Raw genomic sequence first — 18,060 nt, forward strand, 5'->3', positions numbered from 1 at the left:
CTCCTTCAGGGGTATACAATCCCTGAAAGTGCAATGCAACATCCCCGAAAGCGGGGACTACGGGTTAATGGACAATGGTCTGACTGGTTGTTGTAACTAATGATCCCATCAAATGGATAAAGTAAAAGGAAGGCGCCTGACAGAGGATTTTGTAATGCTGGTGACGTAAGGTTGATTCGTCAGCTCATTACATGAAGGAAGAAAAAATCCTGGCTTTTGTATTGTATATGTAGCTGTGTAAATCCGACTTTAAAATTACTAAGATTTTTGAAGACTGAGTAATCTTCATTCGATGTTCGACACTCAATTTTCATGGACGAATATTTCCCGTAGCAACACGAGAAGGCCGACCATGAATACGAACCAGCCGAATCCTTTTTTTAGTGAGCTCCCGGATATTTTGTCGGACAAAGCTGTTCCAACGAAGATGCCTCCTACGGCGATGGCTGTAAAGCTTAAGAGTAATGTCCAGTTGATGGTATACTGGGCCATGGTGCTGAAGAAACCGAAGAGTGAGCTGAAGGTCATGATGGTAAGAGAGGAGCCTACTGCTGTTTTCATGGGCAGCTTACCAAACAGTACCAATGCCGGTATGATGAGGAAACCGCCACCTGCTCCTAATAGTCCGGTTACAATGCCTACAGCAGCTCCCTGCAGAAAGAGCGGCCGCATTTTTCGCGGTTGATCGCTTGCGGGTACTATAGTCAATGTTTTACCTGATGAGCGAATCATCGAAATGGAGGTCAGCAGCATGAGCAGACCAAACAGTAACATAAGGAATACTGCTTTCGTAACTACAACATGGCCAATGGAGAAAAAGTAATTGGGTAAGAGTGGTACGAGGTGATGGCGTGCGATGAACACGGAGAGCATGGATGCGCTGCCAAACACAAAGACTACCGGCACATCCACCAATCCTTTTCTGTATGCTTTGACTGACCCTACCAGGCTACAGGTGCCTACTACGAACAGAGAATACATGGTGGCCAATACCGGCTCTACTTTCAGCAGGTAGACCAGCACCGGCACAGTGATAATAGAGCCGCCGCCGCCTACCAGCCCCAGCGACAGGCCGATCAACACTGCTATTATGTATCCTGCTATTTCCATATTGTGTAATCCATACACCTGTAAAGACCTTCAACCCTTCGACAAGCTCAGGGTGACATTGCATCGGGTGACAACCTATAACGGTGCGCAAGGTAAGGTTAGTTTGCGAGGTGACGCATCCCCTTTTGTGTGAAGATGTGGGTAATTTATGCTTCCCGGAGCGATCCTGCAATGTTTCCATCCCTTATTTTTGATCAAAGTTTACGCGTTGCTCAAATCTTTTCACCAGAAAGTATTGTTGGAAGCTGGCTGCGATGAAGCTGGCCGGGGTTGCTTAGCCGGGCCTGTTTTTGCCGCTGCCGTTATCCTGCCTAAAAAATTCCATCATCCGCTGCTGAATGATTCCAAACAGGTGACCGAAGAGCACCGGTATACATTGAGGCCCATCATTGAAAAAGAAGCTGTGAGTTTTGCCGTAGGCATTGTGGACCATGAAGAGATCGACAGCATCAATATTTTGAAGGCTTCTTTCAAAGCCATGCACCTGGCTATTGACCAGCTCACTACTAAGCCTGAGTTGCTACTGATCGATGGTAACCGTTTTACAGCCTACTCTTCCATTCCTCACGAATGTATTATTCAAGGTGATGGTATTTATGCTTCTATTGCCGCTGCGAGTATCCTGGCCAAGACTTACCGGGATGATTATATGAAACGACTTCATCTTGAATATCCGCAATATAAATGGGATTCGAATAAGGGTTATGGTACGCCGCAACATCGCCTTGCGATCGGAGAGCACGGCATGAGCCCTTACCACCGCAAATCTTTTCAATGCCTGCCTCCCCAGCTTGCGCTGGATTTATAGTTTTTATAACAGTTCCCGGCGTTCTCTCTTTTAAACTGTGGAGACCGTCTGCAGTCTTACTACTGTATCTATTTTGTTGCATTTAAATTATACAGTATGAAGACGAAACTGATCCTTGGTTTGGTACTCCTGTTTGGACTTTCGATAGGCGCTCATGCGCAGGGTATTCGCGGCAAAGACCGTATACAGCATCAGCGTATCGAACAGGGAAAGCGTGGTGGTGGTTTGACAAGGGGCGAGGCTTACCGCTTACATCAACAACAACGTCACCTGCATCAACGATATCACCGGTTTAAAAGGAATGATGGCTACCTCAGCCGTGGCGAACGGAAGATCCTTCGTCATGATCAACGCAGGGCCAGCCGTAACATTTACCGGTTCAAGCACAATGGTAACAGGCGCTTTGACTAATCTTGTTTTTTGTTGACAATGATCGGAATGGTTGTTCAGGTCCCCCGCTTCGCGGGGGATTTTTTGTGACCAGTGTTGAAGACCTGAGTTAATTGGGCTAAAGCCCCTTTAAATATAGATCACTGTATCCCGGCCCTAAAGGGCCGGGCAATTCCTTTTTCTTCGTTCTTTCCAAACAAAACGAGGTGACACCTTTGGAAAAGGTATCACCTCGTTTTGTACTTTATATCATTTCCGGGAAGAAGCTGGCCATGCGTTCGGGCCATTCGTTTTTGAGGATGCTGAAGAAAATGGTGTCACGGCGGCGGTTGGAATGCATCTGCATGTGGCTGCGCAATACGCCTTCAGGTATCATACCCACTTTCAGTAGTGCCGCTTTGGCGCGTTCATTCAGGTTGTCGGTCTTGATCTCCACCCGTTCCATTTTCATTACGCCAAAGGCATAGCTCAACAATACGAATTTTGCGTGTTTGTTTACACCCATTCCCATATAGTCTTTGCCCAGCCAGCTGGAGCCTATTTCGAGTCGTTTATCAAAAAAGGAAATGTTGAGGTAGCTGGTACTGCCGGCTATTTTTCCCGTGTCTTTATCGATGACCACGAAGGGCATTCTTTTTCCCTGTTCCCGTTCCTGCAACAGGTCTGCTATCCATTTGTGGAGTGTCTGTGCATCATCGAGCTCCTGGACAAAGTATTTCCATATGTCTTTTGACTGAGCCAGGGCATGGAGTGTATCAAAGTCCCCGGGCTGCAACAGCCGTAATAAAACACGGGTTGTTTCCAGTTCAAAGGTGGCGGGAAAGTATTGCTTGTATTCGCTTGATGGGGTAGACATGGCTATTGTTGATTAGGCCGCGCGAATATACAGCCATTTATCCGGCCACCCATTCTCCTGCGCCTTGTCTAACAATGACTGGCTCTTCGCCAGTACAGTCGATAACGGTAGAGGGCATCATACCACCTATTCCGCCGTCGACTACTATGTCGACCAGTTTTTCGAAATTGGCGTACATCAGTTCGGGGTCGGTGTATTCCTCGACCATGTCGCCCGGGAGGGTAGTACTCAGGATGGGACGGCCCAGTTCTTTGACGATGGCGCGGGCTATGTTGTTGTCGGGCACCCGGATACCAACGGTGTCTTTTTTGCTTTTGAGGATCTTTGGCACTTCTTTGCTGGCAGGCAAGATAAAAGTATAAGGTCCTGGCAAATAGCTTTTTAGCATCCGATACAAAGGTGTAGAAATGCTTTTAGTATATTGACTGAGGTCACTAAGATCATGACAGATGAACGACAGTTGCTGTTTTTGGGGATTGACTTGTTTGATGCGGCAAATCCGTTCTATGGCCTTTTGCTGGTAGATATCGCAGCCCAGGCCATAAATGGTATCGGTAGGGTAAATGATCACATTACCTTTGGACAATCCCGACACAATTGTTTGAATATTACGGGGCTGTGGATTATCCGGGTGTAGATGTAACAACATACTTTAAAATTATATCTAAAAGTCAACAAAGCGTAAAATTTCGCACCTGGGCAAAAAATGGGACAACAATTGGGGGTTTGCAGTTGTCACATTGTCAACATATTCCGGGTAGCCAGTACATCATACCTGGATTTAATATTATTTTTGCGCAAAATTTTTTCCATGCGTTTACAACCTGTTGAGAGAGTAGACACCATCAGCGGAGAAGAGTTTCAGCAGCATTACTATAAACCCATGAAGCCAGTAGTTATCAACGACCTGGCAAAGAACTGGCCTGCCTATACCAAATGGAACTGGAACTTCTTTAAAGAGAAGGTTGGCGATAAACGTGTAGGCCTGTATAACAACGTAAAAAGTGACGCTTATACCCCCATCAATACGGCCGACGATTACAAAACTTTTGGCGAGTACATCGATATGATCAGCCAGGGCCCTGCCGGCTGGCGCATTTTCCTGTTCAACATTTTTGACCATGCCCCGGAACTGGCCCAGGATTTTACCTGGCCTGAGCATTTGATGAAGGGTTTCGTGAAGCGGTATCCCATGTTGTTTACGGGGGGCGCCACCAGCATTACGCATATGCACTTCGACATCGACATGTCGCACATTCTGCATACGCAGTTTTCGGGCAGGAAAAGGGTGTTGCTGTTTCCTTTTGAGGAGCAGCATAAGTTATACCGCAAGCCTTTCGAGGTATTGAGCCTGGCCGACTTTTCGCACTACAACCAAAATGGCCATCCTGATTATCAACAATTCCCTGCTTTGAGGCTGGCCAATGGCTACGAGGTAATCCTGGAGCATGGCGATACGTTGTTCATGCCTGCGGGTTACTGGCATCACATGGAGTACCTGGATAGTGGCTTTGCGATGAGCTTAAGGGCTTTGCAATCTTCTTTCACGGGCAAGCTGCAGGGCGCCTGGAACTTGTTTGGTATGCGCAGCATCGATACGCTGATGAAGAAAACCGCGCCCAAGTGGTGGTATGATTATAAGAAAGAGAAAGTATTTAAAGCTGCGGAGAAGGAAATCAGCCTTCATCCGGTCTCTTATTAACGATGGTCAAACAAGCCCGCTTTTTAAACATAACGGGCTGTATTTTTTGACCGGTAAGCACCCTAATTATGTAATTGATCTTTCATAATAAATGGGTTTAATTACACTGGTCATTAAAAATTCTTGAAGAAAATATTGATTTTTAAGAAAACAGTCTTTACTTTTACCCTGCTTATGTGCTGAACCACTATTCACACCTGTAAAGCACCTGAATCTCCAATCTCCTCATTCCAACCATCCAATTTCCAGGTTTATACCAATTTCCAAGATCAAAAAAGAAAGCACGAATATATTTTGAATAAATAGTTCGTTCGTTACCCTTATAAAACATTAAGCTTTTTACCTCTGTCACCGTTGTTTACGACCCTGTGAGTTTTGGCAACAGTAATATCAAATGTTGTCGTTAGCCAAAACCAACTGCTTATGCTCTTATTAGTTGCGGCAGTAAAAATTGAGTGAAGTACCAAAAGTGCTCATCTGAACAAAAAGAAGGTCTTTCTGGCATCTATCTGCCACAGTGAGCCGCTTTATGTATTCTTCACTGATGTTCATAATCCAATTCATGACCAATGTGGGATCCTTTAAACTGAATTTATATATAGTCAATATATAGTTACCTTCTTTCTTTTTGTGGTTTCAGAGGTAAGCACAGGCCGGCGATTTCCATCGCTGGCTTTTTTATTTGCGAAAGGAATGATCATCGAGGATTGCGTGGAAAGCACAAAATGAACGACTTATAAGCCTTGTGGTTATAAAGGAGCACGACCGTAGATAAGATTGAAAGGTTATAAGTATAGGGTACGGATTAAATCTAATTACAAAACCTGGTGGGTGCGGATTGGGGAATTGGGGTACACGTCTAAGTGTGTACACTTAAGTATACGTAGTGAAGTATTGTCCGGATTGGGTAAAAGTACCCCATTTATCGCTTTTGATTTTTATCAACCCTTATCAGGTAATTGTCCAGGTTTCATGACCACGTAAGAGCTTATCCAGGTCGCCCTTGCCTTTGGATTTGATCACGTCCTGAATCTGTAGTTCCATCATCTCTTCATAGCAAGGCCTGTCGGTTTCGTAGAAAACACCGAAGGGCCGGGGAAGGTGTCCTTCGATCCGGGGATCGTCGAACATGCGTACCAATATTTGTGCTTTGTAGAAGTCACGGTCGTCATGTACCCACAGGTCATCTGTGCTTGCTCCCTCTGCCAGGTCTACCACGACCGGCTTAAATCCATCCAGCTTAATGCCTTTATTTTTTTGGGCGCCAAAAATGAGCGGCTTGCCTTGTTCGAGGAACAGGGTATTATCGGGCTTGGTGCCTTTTTCTGTGAATGCTTCAAAGGCGCCGTCATTGAAGATGTTGCAATTCTGGTATATCTCCAGAAAGGATGACCCTTTATGTTTGTGGCTGCGGATAAGCGATTCCTGCAGGTGCTTAGGATCGCGGTCCATGGTACGGGCAATAAAGGTGGCATCGGCACCCATGGCCAACGCCAGTGGGTTGAAGGGGTGATCTATGCTACCGTAGGGGGTAGACTTGGTTACTTTTTGCTCTTCTGAGGTGGGTGAATATTGTCCTTTGGTGAGCCCATATATCTGGTTGTTGAAGAGCATGATGTTGACATCGAAGTTGCGGCGCAGCAGGTGGATGGTATGGTTGCCTCCAATGCTCAATCCGTCGCCATCGCCTGTAACGATCCACACGCTCAGCTCAGGCCGGGCAGCTTTGAGGCCACTGGCTACTGCCGTAGCACGCCCATGGATGGAATGCATACCATAGGTGTTCATGTAGTAGGGAAAGCGGCTGCTACATCCGATGCCTGATATGATGACGATGTTTTCTTTGGGAATACCCAATCCGGGCATGATCTTCTGGACCTGTGCCAGGATGGAGTAATCACCACAGCCAGGACACCAACGGACCTCCTGGTCGGTGGCAAAGTCTTTGGCCGTTAATACGGGGGCTGTTGTGGTTTCGCTCATATCATGAATTTACGAAAAAGCGGCGAGCTACGAGCTTTGAGCCGCGAGCAATAAACAACCGTCACATTCTCAATTTCCGGCGATCAACTCTTCCCAGTATTCCGCGGCGCGGCGGGTGTGGGGGATAACAATAGTGCCGCCTACGATATTGGCTACCGCAAACACTTCGTACATCTCGTCTGTATTGACGCCCAGCTCATGGCATTTGCCCAGGTGGTATTTGATGCAATCGTCGCAACGCAGTACCATGCTGGCTACCAGTCCCAATAACTCCTTTGTCTTTTTGTCCAAAGCGCCATCTTCATAGGTGTTGGTGTCGAGGTTCCACAACCGTTTCATCACCAGGTTATTCTTGCTCAGTATCACCTCGTTCATTTTGGTGCGGTATTCATTGAATTCATTTACTAACTGGCTCATATGTATTTAATTATTGGTCAAAATTAAGGAAGAGTAGCCCTTCGACAGGCTCAGGGTGACAACCTAATTTCATTGTTCAGCGGTAGCGTCAAATAAAGATGAATTTGTATTTTCATTTTTCAATCAAAACTTACATGAGAAAATTATCCAATACCGCTATTCTGTTGCTGCTGTCTATAATTGCCTATTCTCGACAGGGCAGGGAGCCGGTTAAGGTGACCGATATGCTCAAGATAAAATCGCTGGGTGGTGTTACGCTCAGTCATGACGGCAGCAAAGCCGCTTTCAGTGTTACCAGCATTGAACCCGATGGAGATAGTAAGCTCGATTATAAATACACGAACCAGTTGTGGATGGTGCCTACTGATGGCAGCGCGGCTCCCAGGCCATTAACTTCAAAGGAGAATGCCTCGCAGGCAGCCTGGAGCCCCGATGGCAAGCAGCTGGCTTTTGTGCGCGCCGCTGACGGCAGGGCGCAGATCTTCGTTTTGTCGCTGGACGGCGGGGAAGCTATTCAACTTACCAGGTTCAAGTATGGCGCCTCCTCTCCTACCTGGAGCCCGGACGGTAAGCTGCTTTTATTTGCCGCCGGCGTGCCATTAAAAGAGCTCCTGAAAGACTCGCTGCTCAATCCCGGCAAGCAGGTTCCATTATGGCCTTTCGAGAAACCCGGCTTTCAAAAGAATGAGCAATTAAAGGCTTCTTCTGCCAAGGCTGATCCTGATGGCAGCCTTGAAGAGGTGAGGGCTTATCTTGACAATAATGTCAATGACCGCAAGGCCCGTGTGTTCAATAAGCTCAATTTCCTCGACGAGACGAATGTATCGTCTGATATGAGTTTCACTCATTATTTTGTGGTCAGTGCTGTTCCCGGCGCTACGCCTATAGCGATCACCAAGGGTTTTAACCGGTTTAACAGTGCCGATTTTACTCCGGACGGAAAGCAGGTGATCCTGGCCGGGGATGTCGACTCGCTTCAGCATCCTGATCGTTCTCTCGAGAGCCAAATCTATGTGGTGAATACCAATGGCTCCAACTTTCGTATGCTATTGGGTGAGGAAGGAAAGGTGTATTCCAATCCCCGCCTCTCTCCTTCGGGCAAATGGCTGGCTTTTCAGTATGGCAACACTTCGTTTGTGAGTATTCCCACACTGGCGATCATGCCTGTCAATGGAACAGCTAATGATATTGTCTCTATCCCTTTCGACCGCAACAAGGGTGGCGTAACCTGGAGCGCTGATGAAAAGTACCTGTACTTCACGGCTCAAAGTAATGGTGGCGCACCTATTTATCGTGTCGATGTGAAAACGAAGAAGGTAGATCCACTGACTGATGTGAACAGTGGTATCAGCAGTTTCGGTATTGAAAATAACAAGCTGGTCTTTGTAAAAACGGAAGTGGCCAACCCTTTCGAATTATACCTGGCAGATGGTGCTGCTCAAAATGCGAAAAAGATCGGCAATTTCAATGACTGGGTGCAACAGAAGAAGTTATCGTTTCCTGAAAAGAAAACGTTTACCAACAGCAAGGGCATGACCGTGGAATACTGGATGATGAAGCCAACCAATTATGAGCCCGGCAAAAAATATCCTGTAGTGCTGAATATTCATGGTGGCCCTTCGGCTATGTGGGGCCCTGGCGAAAGCAGCATGTGGCATGAATTCCAATATTTCTGCAGCAAAGGTTATGGCGTGGTGTATTGCAATCCCCGTGGCAGTGGTGGCTATGGTCTCGATTTTTTGCGGGGCAATATCAACGATTGGGGCGCCGGGCCTACCAGTGACGTGTTAACTGCGCTCGATAAGGCCGTTGCCGAAGGATGGGCCGACACTTCGAAGCTGGTAGTAACGGGAGGTTCATACGCTGGTTATCTTGTAGCGTGGATCATTTCTCATGACAAGCGTTTCAAGGCTGCCTGCTCTCAGCGCGGAGTATACGATCTGGCTACTTTCTTTGGTGAAGGCAATGCCTGGCGCCTGGTGCCTAATTATTTTGGCGGTTATCCCTGGCAGCCAGAAGTGAAAGCCATCCTGGAAAGGGAATCGCCTATTTCTTATGTGCAAAACATTACTACTCCTTATATTATTTTCCACGGTGATAATGACCGGCGTACCGGCTTTGTGCAAAGTGAAATGTTGTACCATAGCCTGAAGGCACTGAACAGACCAGTGGAGTATGTGCGCCATCCCAATGCTACGCACGAGATCACCCGAAGTGGTGATAACAGGCAACGGATAGATCAATTGTTGCGTACATGGGAATATTTTGAGCGATGGATCAAATAGTGGTTCTGTCGCTATAGTATTCAATTAACATTTTATGCGTATTATTTGTGCTGCCAATACGGGCTTATTGTCCGTCATTGTGTTGCTGTCTGTTGCATGCTGCCGTAATAAGGATGTAACTCCTTCACCAACTCCTAAACCTATTTCTGATAAACAGAATGTACGGCTCCGTGAGCTATCGATACAAAACTCCCCTACTCCTTATTATGGTTTTACGTATGATGATTCGGGGTATGTGACAAGCATAAATTTTGCGAGCGGCCTTAGCATTTATTTTTATTTCTATAAGCATGGGCGTATCGATAGTGTACGAACGAGTTTGCCGGACAGTACTTATTTGCTTTATCGCTATACCGGTGACCAGGTTAGCAGCGTATTGGAATATAATTTCTCTGGCTTACGGCAAACAACGTTTATCCGTTATGACAACCGCGGCCGGGTAAGCCGGATGGAATGGCGACCTATCGCTACTGGCCTTTTTGAAAAGACCAAGGAATTTACCTACTATGATAATGGCAACCTATCCCAGATGACCTCTACCTACACAGCTACTGGTAATACTTCAGTTGTTACTTTTGAAGCGTATGATGATAAAAGGAATGTGGACGGATTTGATGTGTACAAGGAGTTTTTTGATCACATGATCTTTCTGCCAACGGTCAGATTCCAAATCAATAATCCAACACGGATGAAGCTGATCACTGGTATCAATGAAAGGGTGGTTCAGCAAAGCTATGTTTACAGGGACTCTTTGCCTTTGGAGCGAAACGCTGCCATGCAAGTTACTGGTGGTCCGAGTACCGGTCAAAGCGCGACCAGCCGAACAACTTTTAGTTATTACTAATCCTTTATTGGATAGCTTCTATTTTAATCGTTTCCAGCTTCTGGGTTTGTTCCTGTTTGTATTGGTCAAATACGGGTAGGTTGGACTGTGAGATGGGTTCTGCTGAAGGGAATTTTTGCCGTAAAGGATCTACTTGTTTATTGTTCTTCCAGAATCGATAGCATACGTGGGGGCCTGTAGCGAGGCCAGTGCTGCCTACGTAACCAATGACCTGTCCCTGCCGCACATGTTGTCCTCCTTTTACTGCGCGCCTGCTCATGTGCAGGTATTGTGTGGTGTAGGTATTGTTGTGCCTGATCTTTACATAGTTTCCATTGAAGCGGGAGAACTGTGACTCGGTGACAACTCCGTTGCCCGTAGCAATGATCGGCGTACCTGTGCCGGCAGCATAATCGGTACCCAGGTGGGCTTTCCAACGTTTTTGTACCGGGTGAAAACGTCGCATGGTAAAGCGGGATGTTATGTGGCTAAACTTCAGCGGGGCTTTCAGGAAGAAACGGCGCAGTGTTTTGCCTTGTTCGTCATAGTATTCTCCGGGCTGTGTAGTGTCGCCCTGGAAATAAAATGCATAAAAGGGTTCTCCGTCATGTGAAAACACGGCAGACTGTATGGTACCCAGTTCAACGGGTTCGTCCTTGATGTATTGTTGCTCATACACCACTTTGAACCAGTCGCCTTCATGGATGGAATAGAAGTCGATGGACCAGGCATATATGTCTGCCAGCTTCATGGCCAGGCCGGGATCGGCGCCTGCTTTTTTAAAGGTTTCGTATAATGAGCTTTCTATTTTGCCGGAGGCAGTAAGTGTGCGGGTGGTCACTTCTCTTTTGCCTGTATAGATGCTGATGGAATCGCGCAGGTCGTATACTATATAATCTATAGCGTTGGGCTGGTATACAAAGTAAAGGGCTTTCTGCAGGCTGTCTTTGGTACAGAACACCGTGTATTGATTGCCTGCTCGGATATTGCGGATGTCAAATACTCCTTTTGATTTAACGGCCAGCAGGGCAATGGTGGGCTCATCTACCTGGTACAACTCCAGGATGTTGGCCAGGAATTCATTGCGCTGGATCGTTTTTTCGATCACAGCAAATGAGTCTACCGGCAAGCCGAATTTCTTTTGTGGTGGCGCTGGTGGTGTGCTGGCCACTTTCGACAGGGAATCAGCGGGATTGCTGGTGGCTGGTTTATCGCCGCCGTTACAGGAAGTGAAGGCTGCCGCCAACATTATAATAAAGGAAAGGAAGGTCCAGGTGAAATGGCGTCTTTGCATCTTTTGGTTGGTTGTACGCGGGATGAGGCTTGTAATTGATCTCCTATGGGCAATAACGCAAGGTTAGGGCTTTTCTTATGTTTGGCAAAAACCCGGGGGATTAAAATCTTGTGAAAAGGCAGCAAGGCAACGAGTTATCGGTATTAGCCAATTACGTTACGACTGAAGGGCATGAAGGAAAGCTCCATCAGTTTGAGGTGCTGACGGGCAAAGGGAATGCCGATGATCGTGATAAATAGCAGGGCGGCAAATACAAGGTGTATGAATGCCGTATATAATCCGCCGCAAAGCAGCCAGATAATGTTGCAAAAGAGGGAGAGACAACCGGTGCCACCCGGCTTGGGCACGATCTGCTTGCCAAATGGCCATAGTACCACGCCAGCCAGTTTAAAGCATTGTAAGCCCCAGGGTATACCTACCACCGTGATGCAAAGCACAAAGCCTCCTACAACGTAACCAAGTGCCGACCAGAGTCCACCAAAGATGAGCCAGATGAGGTTTCCTATCAGATTCATAGCTGTGGAAGATATGAAATAACGCAACATGGCAGGGCATAAAAAAACCCTCCAGTGTTGGAGGGTCTTCATTTATTTCAGTGAAACCGATTAGTAACGGTTGTTGTTGCTGCGAGAGAATGAACGACGGTCGTTGCCACCACTGCGCTCTTCACGGGGACGAGCTTCAGTTACTTTGATAGCACGGCCTTCTACGATACCACCATCCAGTTCAGCTACTGCTTTGCGGGCGGCTTCATCATCGGGCATTTCTACAAAACCAAATCCACGGCTTTTGTTGGTGAATTTGTCGGTAATTACTTTGGCAGAAGAAACTTCACCGTAATCAGCAAAGAAATCCTGCAGGTCTTCATCGGTAACGTTGAAACTTAAATTTGAAACATAAATGTTCATAACAAAATACTGGTTAAATTATATAAAAGATCTGAGAGAAAAAGCAGCGTAAGAAAGACAAATTAACTATTAGCAGAGATGCGTAGCAGACTATCATTCACTTACTAAATGCTAAACCTCAAATTGACGCCGCAAATATACAACCTTTTATGTTCAAAATGATCGTCGTATAATAATCCTTTGTTAATACAAGCAATCAGTCTACTTCTCGTCAAATGTCAGAGAATTGTAATTTTTTTGTTTTGTAAGCCATTGCCTTTCCTTATTTTCATTCACTAAAAGCTTGTAAACTATGTTGTTTAAGAAGAAGACGACTGTTTTGTTCATGTTAGTGATCCTGGTATTGGCGGGCATTGCTGCGAGTAAGCCTCCTAAACCGACTTTCAAGAATTTGAAGGTGCTGCCCAGGAATATCAGTCATGATGACCTGGAGAAAGTCATGGATGAATGGAAGGTTGCGCTGGGTGTACGTTGTAGTTTTTGCCACTCGCCCCGTAAGGACGATCCCAAGAAGATGGACTTTGCCAGTGATGACAAGCCGGAAAAGGAAATGGCCCGCGATATGTATCGTATGACGGCCAAGATCAACAAAAAATATTTCCATTATAAGCAAGGCGACACCACTGCTGTGGCTCCTGTAGGATGTATGACCTGCCACCATGGCAAGGAGCATCCTGAAAGCAGTGTCCCTGCTAAAAAGTAGCTGTTTACAATAGTTTAACGAAGCCTGTTTTGCCCGATGCAGAGCAGGCTTTTGTATTTTTTACGGTTCCTGGTACAAGTAAACACATAAAATAGCCAATAGTTCTTTTTTTTGATACCATCTGCACTACCTAATTTTGTTCCTCATTCATAATTTTATGGCTGCACAACTATTCGACTTTGGAATGATCGGCCTTGGCGTAATGGGCAGGAACCTGTTACTGAATATGGCTGATCACGGATTTAAAGTAATCGGCTTTGATAAAGACAATCAGAAGACAACGGCTTTCGAGGCGGCTGCCACACCCGGCACTACGGTAAAAGGGGTGGTAACGCTGGAAGAAATGATCAGTCAGCTCTCTACTCCCCGCAAGATCATGATGCTGGTTCCCGCCGGCAAACCGGTAGACGATGTTATTGAAAGTCTGCTGCCCCTGATCCAAAAGGGTGATATCGTGATCGACGGTGGTAATTCTCACTATACTGATACTTTACGCCGTGTTTCTTACTGCAAGGAAAAGGGTATTCATTTTATGGGTGTAGGTGTTTCCGGTGGTGAGCAGGGCGCGCGTACAGGCCCCAGCATCATGCCAGGCGGCGATCAGGAGGCTTATCCTCACGTGCAGCCTATGCTGGAAGCCATTGCTGCCAAAGTGAATGGCGAACCGTGTGTGGCTCACCTTGGTAAGGGTGCTGCCGGCCATTATGTAAAGATGGTGCACAATGGTATTGAGTATGCCATTATGCAACTGATCAGTGAATGTTATGACCTGCTGCACCGCGGCGCTGGTCTTAGCAACGATGAATTGCACAAGGTATTTGACTCCTGGAACAAGGGCGACCTGCAATCGTTCCTGGTAGAAATTACTGCCGATATTTTCCTGCAGCCCGACGATAAGTCATCTCAACGCCTGGTGGATGTGATCCTTGACAAGGCTGGCGCGAAAGGCACGGGTAAATGGACATCGCAAGACGCTATGGAGATCGGCGTACCTATTCCAACTATCGATATGTCGGTTACCATGCGTAATATTTCTTCTATCAAGGAGGAAAGGGTAAAAGCGGCATCACTGTATAAGACTCAGGCTGGCAAGATCGGCACTCCTAAAGAGGAGTTTATCCAACAGGTTCATGATGCGTTGTTTTTTGGTGTATTGATCAGTTATGCGCAAGGTCTTGCTTTGCTGCACAAGGCTTCTACTGACCTGGATATGCAAATTCCCATGCCAAAAGTGGTAAGCGTATGGCGCGGTGGTTGTATCATCCGCTCTTCCCTGCTCGACCTGTTTACCAAGATCTATACTAAGAACCCGCAGCTTGAAAACTTATTATTAGATGAGCAGATCGCTCAATTGCTGCAAGGCAAGGAGCAAAACCTGCGCGCTGTAGCTGTTTCTGCGATCCAAAACAATTATGCAGCGGCCAACCTGCTTACTGCGATCAGCTATTTCGATGCTTACCGCAGTGGTCAGTTGCCTATTAATCTTGTGCAGGCGCAACGTGATTATTTTGGCGCTCACACTTATCAACGTATCGACCAGCCAGGAACTTTTCATACGATCTGGAATAAATAGTCGGAAGGATAGCTTCCAGACTTAAATTAACTAACCATGCAACATCACAAACGTCCACCAGCCTCCCTTTTGTTCATTTTTGGTGGCAGCGGTGATCTGAATCACCGCAAACTGTCTCCTGCCTTATACAACCTGTTTATCGATAACTGGATGCCCGATAAGTTTAGCATCGTAGGCATCGGCAGAAGGCCTTACTCTAACGAAGATTACCGCAAGCATTTGCTGGATGGCATCCAACAGTTCTCCCGCCGTAAAGGTGAGCAGAATGGCAAATGGGCTACTTTTTCCCAAAATGTATCGTACCTGCAAATGGACGCTTCGAATGAAGCCGACTATCAAAAGATCGCCGACATCGTAAAGGAGAAAGAGCAGGAGTTTGGCGAACATCCCAATGTTATTTTCTATATGGCTGTGGCCCCGCAGCTGGTGCCTGATATTGCCAGCAAGCTGGGTCCTTTGAATATTTGCTCCGACACCAAGTGTACCCGCATCGTGGTGGAGAAGCCGTTTGGCCATGACCTGAAAAGTGCTCATGAACTGAACCAGTTATTGTCGAGCATGTTTGACGAGAAGCAGATCTACCGCATCGATCACTATCTCGGTAAAGAGACTGTTCAAAACATCCTGGCACTGCGTTTTGCCAATGCCTTGTTTGAGCCCATCTGGAACAAGAATTACATCGAGCATATACAGATCACCGCTGCTGAAACGGTAGGCGCCGAAGGTCGTGGTGACTATTATGAAAGCTCTGGTGCGCTGCGTGATATGGTGCAGAATCACATTTTGCAGCTGATGTGTATGATCGCGATGGAAGCGCCTGTTTCTTTTGAAGCTGATGAGATCCGCAACAAGAAGGTGGATGTGCTGAATGCCATCCGCAGGATATCGCCTGAAGAGGTTCAAAAGTATGCAGTACGTGGCCAATATTCCGATGGCTGGATGAAGGGCAAGCAGGTTTCCGGCTACCGCCAGGAAAAGAATGTATCACCGACCTCACCGATAGACAGTTTTGCGGCTGTTAAGTTTTATATCGACAACTGGCGCTGGCAGGATGTGCCTTTCTATGTGCGCACCGGCAAGCGGATGAACCAAAAGTCGACAATCATTACCGTTCAATTCCGTCCCGCTCCTTTTTACGCTTTCCCTCCGGAAGCGGCTGAAACATGGCGCCCCAACAGGCTTACTATCAGCATTCAACCTGAAATGGATATCCGTCTTCGCTTCCAGGCTAAACGCCCGGGTCAGTCGATGACGCTTAACCCGGTTGACATGATCTTCAGTTATAAAGACTCTTATGATGAGGAAGAGCCAGAAGCATACGAAACGCTGTTGCTGGACGTGATGGAAGGTAATGCTACCTTGTTCATGCGTTCGGACCAGGTGGAAGCTGCGTGGAAGATCATCATGCCGATCCTGGAAACCTGGGAAGCAAGGCCTCCTGTGGATTTCCCGAACTATGCTCCTGATAGCTGGGGCCCTGAAGATGCAGAGGCATTGATAGCCCGCGATGGTCATAACTGGGTGAACCTGCCTATTCAAAAGCAGTCTAACAGCACATCGTCTGTGGGCACGAAGTAACTTATTGATCATTCATTATCGACTATTTGCATGCAGCTTCATATTCAAAAGGATTCAAACGCGGTGAGCCGGGAATTGGCCGAATGGATCACCAGTAATATTGAATCAACTTTAGCTACGCAAGATCGTTTTACCTGGGTTGTTACCGGCGGCAATTCTCCCAAGCATTTGTATGAATTGCTGGCTTCTTCTCCTTACAAGGAAAGGATCGACTGGAAAAGGATGCATATTTTCTGGGGTGATGAGCGTGCCGTTCCTTATACGGATAGCCGCAACAATGCCCGTATGACCTTTGAACAGTTGCTGAATCATGTGCCTGTGGTCAAGGATCAGGTGCACATCATGCGGACTGATATTGGACCCGAGGAATCTGCTGCTGAATATGAAAAGGTATTGCGCCAATATTTTCCGGCTGAAGGTGCTACGTTTGATCTTGTGCTGAATGGCATGGGTGATGATGGTCATACTTTATCGCTTTTCCCGCATACAGCTGTTATTCATGAAGCGACTGCGTGGGTAAAGGCTTTTTATCTCGCGCCGCAGGAAATGTACCGTATTACGCTGACTGCGCCTATCGTGAACAACGCCCGCAAAGTGGCTTTCCTCACTTTTGGCAGTAATAAAGCTAATGCGCTGAAGGAAGTATTGAAAGGTGCGCGTAATGTGGATCAATATCCCTCGCAGATCATTCAACCTGCCTCTGGTGAGTTGCACTGGTTTGTAGATGAAGCGGCGGCTTCCGGTGTGCAATAATTGAACTTATACGATAAGACCTGACAGGTTTCTCTTACTACGAAACTTGTCAGGTCTTCTTATGTAAAAATAGCATTGATCAGATCGTTGGTCAATTTCCTGTCGCCCTTTGTCCAGATGGTGTTGGGTGGCGGAAATTCATTGAGGTTGTAGCCTCCCTGGTTTTCAAAATCAAAGATGGCATGACAATGTGCATTGATGATCAATGCACATTTGAGCCAATCTCTTGACCATATTATTTTCAGGTGAAAGGGCTTGTCTTCGTCTGCTATTTCTTCCGTATTGTATATGTGCAGGGCATCCAGTATACGCTGTTCCCCCGTTCCGGGCGTTAACTCAAGGGCATAGAAATAACCCGTAGTAGTGTCGTCCTCAAAAACAACGGCAAAGTTGTTTTCGCTGGACGGGCTTTCTATGAATGTATCCTCACCGGGATTTATTTGTTTTTCGACGAGTAGATAGCCTCTCATTTGGCATCTATGGAATCATACACAATCACCTTTGTCCACAAGGATGAACATTCTTCTACGAACTTCAGGTGAATGGGGTCTGTTTGGTAGCTGTCCTGGTCGGGACCATTGTCAAACATCGTGCACCATGAGATTGAATAGCTGCCATCGATCACTTCGCGGCTGGTGGAGGCAGGCTCACCAATGTGGAACCATTTGATGGTTTTAACGGCGGAGAGCTTTTTCAGTCCGGCAACCAGCTTTGCCTTGTCTTCTTTGCTGTCAGGGTTCTTTAACCAGAAGTATACGTGGTGGATGAACTTATTTTCGGCCATTTCGGATGTATTATTTTCCGCTAATGTAATCAATCCGCCGGCAACTACAGCTTTACCGGTATTAGCAATAAACTCACGACGGGTGGTGCTCAT

Annotated in this window: 19 protein-coding genes; 9 read left to right on the forward strand and 10 right to left on the reverse strand. The window is 46.7% G+C overall.

Annotated elements, in window-relative coordinates:
- Positions 1 to 303: 303 nt before the first annotated feature.
- Entirely contained in the window at positions 304 to 1,110 is an 807-nt protein-coding gene (locus tag AC5JBY_RS03685) for a sulfite exporter TauE/SafE family protein (RefSeq protein WP_495903201.1), read from the reverse strand.
- A 190-nt stretch (positions 1,111 to 1,300) separates the two neighbouring features.
- Here AC5JBY_RS03685 and rnhB point away from each other — a divergent pair, with 190 nt between their 5' ends.
- Together rnhB and AC5JBY_RS03695 are read left to right on the forward strand one after the other, a co-directional pair.
- On the forward strand, positions 1,301 to 1,918 hold the full coding sequence (gene rnhB, locus AC5JBY_RS03690) for a ribonuclease HII (protein ID WP_495903202.1): 618 nt from the start codon (positions 1,301 to 1,303) through the stop codon (positions 1,916 to 1,918).
- Positions 1,919 to 2,014: 96 nt separating this feature from the next.
- The gene (locus AC5JBY_RS03695; protein WP_495903203.1) at positions 2,015 to 2,329 is read left to right on the forward strand and encodes a hypothetical protein; all 315 of its coding nucleotides are present in this window, start codon (positions 2,015 to 2,017) and stop codon (positions 2,327 to 2,329) included.
- Between the two features lie 223 nt (positions 2,330 to 2,552).
- On the opposite strand, the gene AC5JBY_RS03700 is transcribed toward AC5JBY_RS03695, so the two are convergent.
- Positions 2,553 to 3,164: a GNAT family N-acetyltransferase gene (locus AC5JBY_RS03700; RefSeq protein WP_495903204.1), complete on the reverse strand. Its 612-nt coding sequence runs from the start codon at positions 3,162 to 3,164 to the stop codon at positions 2,553 to 2,555.
- A 37-nt stretch (positions 3,165 to 3,201) separates the two neighbouring features.
- A complete protein-coding gene (locus AC5JBY_RS03705) occupies positions 3,202 to 3,813 on the reverse strand; it encodes an L-threonylcarbamoyladenylate synthase (protein ID WP_495903205.1) in 612 nt (203 codons plus the stop codon).
- A 162-nt stretch (positions 3,814 to 3,975) separates the two neighbouring features.
- Between AC5JBY_RS03705 and AC5JBY_RS03710 the strand changes: the two genes are divergently transcribed.
- Positions 3,976 to 4,866, forward strand: coding sequence for a cupin-like domain-containing protein (locus AC5JBY_RS03710; RefSeq protein ID WP_495903206.1), 891 nt, complete (start codon positions 3,976 to 3,978; stop codon positions 4,864 to 4,866).
- Between the two features lie 951 nt (positions 4,867 to 5,817).
- On the opposite strand, the gene AC5JBY_RS03715 is transcribed toward AC5JBY_RS03710, so the two are convergent.
- Positions 5,818 to 6,849, reverse strand: coding sequence for a 2-oxoacid:ferredoxin oxidoreductase subunit beta (locus AC5JBY_RS03715; RefSeq protein WP_495903207.1), 1,032 nt, complete (start codon positions 6,847 to 6,849; stop codon positions 5,818 to 5,820).
- Between the two features lie 69 nt (positions 6,850 to 6,918).
- A complete protein-coding gene (locus tag AC5JBY_RS03720) occupies positions 6,919 to 7,266 on the reverse strand; it encodes a carboxymuconolactone decarboxylase family protein (RefSeq protein WP_495903208.1) in 348 nt (115 codons plus the stop codon).
- A 134-nt stretch (positions 7,267 to 7,400) separates the two neighbouring features.
- Here AC5JBY_RS03720 and AC5JBY_RS03725 point away from each other — a divergent pair, with 134 nt between their 5' ends.
- Both AC5JBY_RS03725 and AC5JBY_RS03730 read left to right on the forward strand, forming a co-directional pair.
- Positions 7,401 to 9,551, forward strand: a complete 2,151-nt coding sequence (locus tag AC5JBY_RS03725) for a S9 family peptidase (protein WP_495903209.1) — start codon at positions 7,401 to 7,403, stop codon at positions 9,549 to 9,551.
- Positions 9,552 to 9,585: 34 nt separating this feature from the next.
- Positions 9,586 to 10,395 carry a hypothetical protein gene (locus tag AC5JBY_RS03730; protein ID WP_495903210.1) on the forward strand — a complete coding sequence of 270 codons (810 nt, stop codon included), beginning with the start codon at positions 9,586 to 9,588 and terminating at the stop codon, positions 10,393 to 10,395.
- A gap of 4 nt (positions 10,396 to 10,399) precedes the next feature.
- Here the strand turns inward: AC5JBY_RS03730 and AC5JBY_RS03735 are convergent, their stop codons facing one another.
- The 3 genes from AC5JBY_RS03735 to rbp all read right to left on the reverse strand — a co-directional run bounded on the left by AC5JBY_RS03735 (position 10,400) and on the right by rbp (position 12,576).
- Positions 10,400 to 11,668, reverse strand: coding sequence for a M23 family metallopeptidase (locus AC5JBY_RS03735; protein WP_495903211.1), 1,269 nt, complete (start codon positions 11,666 to 11,668; stop codon positions 10,400 to 10,402).
- 143 nt (positions 11,669 to 11,811) lie between these two features.
- Entirely contained in the window at positions 11,812 to 12,183 is a 372-nt protein-coding gene (locus tag AC5JBY_RS03740; protein ID WP_495903212.1) for a YccF domain-containing protein, read from the reverse strand.
- A 90-nt stretch (positions 12,184 to 12,273) separates the two neighbouring features.
- The gene (gene rbp, locus AC5JBY_RS03745; protein WP_495903213.1) at positions 12,274 to 12,576 is read right to left on the reverse strand and encodes an RNA-binding regulator; all 303 of its coding nucleotides are present in this window, start codon (positions 12,574 to 12,576) and stop codon (positions 12,274 to 12,276) included.
- Between the two features lie 292 nt (positions 12,577 to 12,868).
- Here rbp and AC5JBY_RS03750 point away from each other — a divergent pair, with 292 nt between their 5' ends.
- The 4 genes from AC5JBY_RS03750 (at position 12,869) to pgl (ending at position 17,183) form a co-directional block, all read left to right on the forward strand.
- Positions 12,869 to 13,279 (forward strand): c-type cytochrome, encoded by a 411-nt coding sequence (locus AC5JBY_RS03750; protein WP_495903214.1) that lies wholly within the window; start codon positions 12,869 to 12,871, stop codon positions 13,277 to 13,279.
- A 157-nt stretch (positions 13,280 to 13,436) separates the two neighbouring features.
- Entirely contained in the window at positions 13,437 to 14,852 is a 1,416-nt protein-coding gene (gene gnd / locus AC5JBY_RS03755; RefSeq protein WP_495903215.1) for an NADP-dependent phosphogluconate dehydrogenase, read from the forward strand.
- A gap of 36 nt (positions 14,853 to 14,888) precedes the next feature.
- Positions 14,889 to 16,430, forward strand: a complete 1,542-nt coding sequence (zwf, locus tag AC5JBY_RS03760; RefSeq protein WP_495903216.1) for a glucose-6-phosphate dehydrogenase — start codon at positions 14,889 to 14,891, stop codon at positions 16,428 to 16,430.
- A gap of 30 nt (positions 16,431 to 16,460) precedes the next feature.
- Positions 16,461 to 17,183, forward strand: a complete 723-nt coding sequence (gene pgl, locus AC5JBY_RS03765; RefSeq protein WP_495903217.1) for a 6-phosphogluconolactonase — start codon at positions 16,461 to 16,463, stop codon at positions 17,181 to 17,183.
- A gap of 59 nt (positions 17,184 to 17,242) precedes the next feature.
- Here the strand turns inward: pgl and AC5JBY_RS03770 are convergent, their stop codons facing one another.
- Positions 17,243 to 17,653 carry a DUF2251 domain-containing protein gene (locus tag AC5JBY_RS03770; protein WP_495903218.1) on the reverse strand — a complete coding sequence of 137 codons (411 nt, stop codon included), beginning with the start codon at positions 17,651 to 17,653 and terminating at the stop codon, positions 17,243 to 17,245.
- Positions 17,650 to 18,060, reverse strand: a complete 411-nt coding sequence (locus AC5JBY_RS03775) for a Dabb family protein (protein ID WP_495903219.1) — start codon at positions 18,058 to 18,060, stop codon at positions 17,650 to 17,652. The genes AC5JBY_RS03770 and AC5JBY_RS03775 overlap by 4 nt, the downstream gene beginning before the upstream one ends.

The organism is Paraflavitalea sp. (assembly GCF_059502485.1).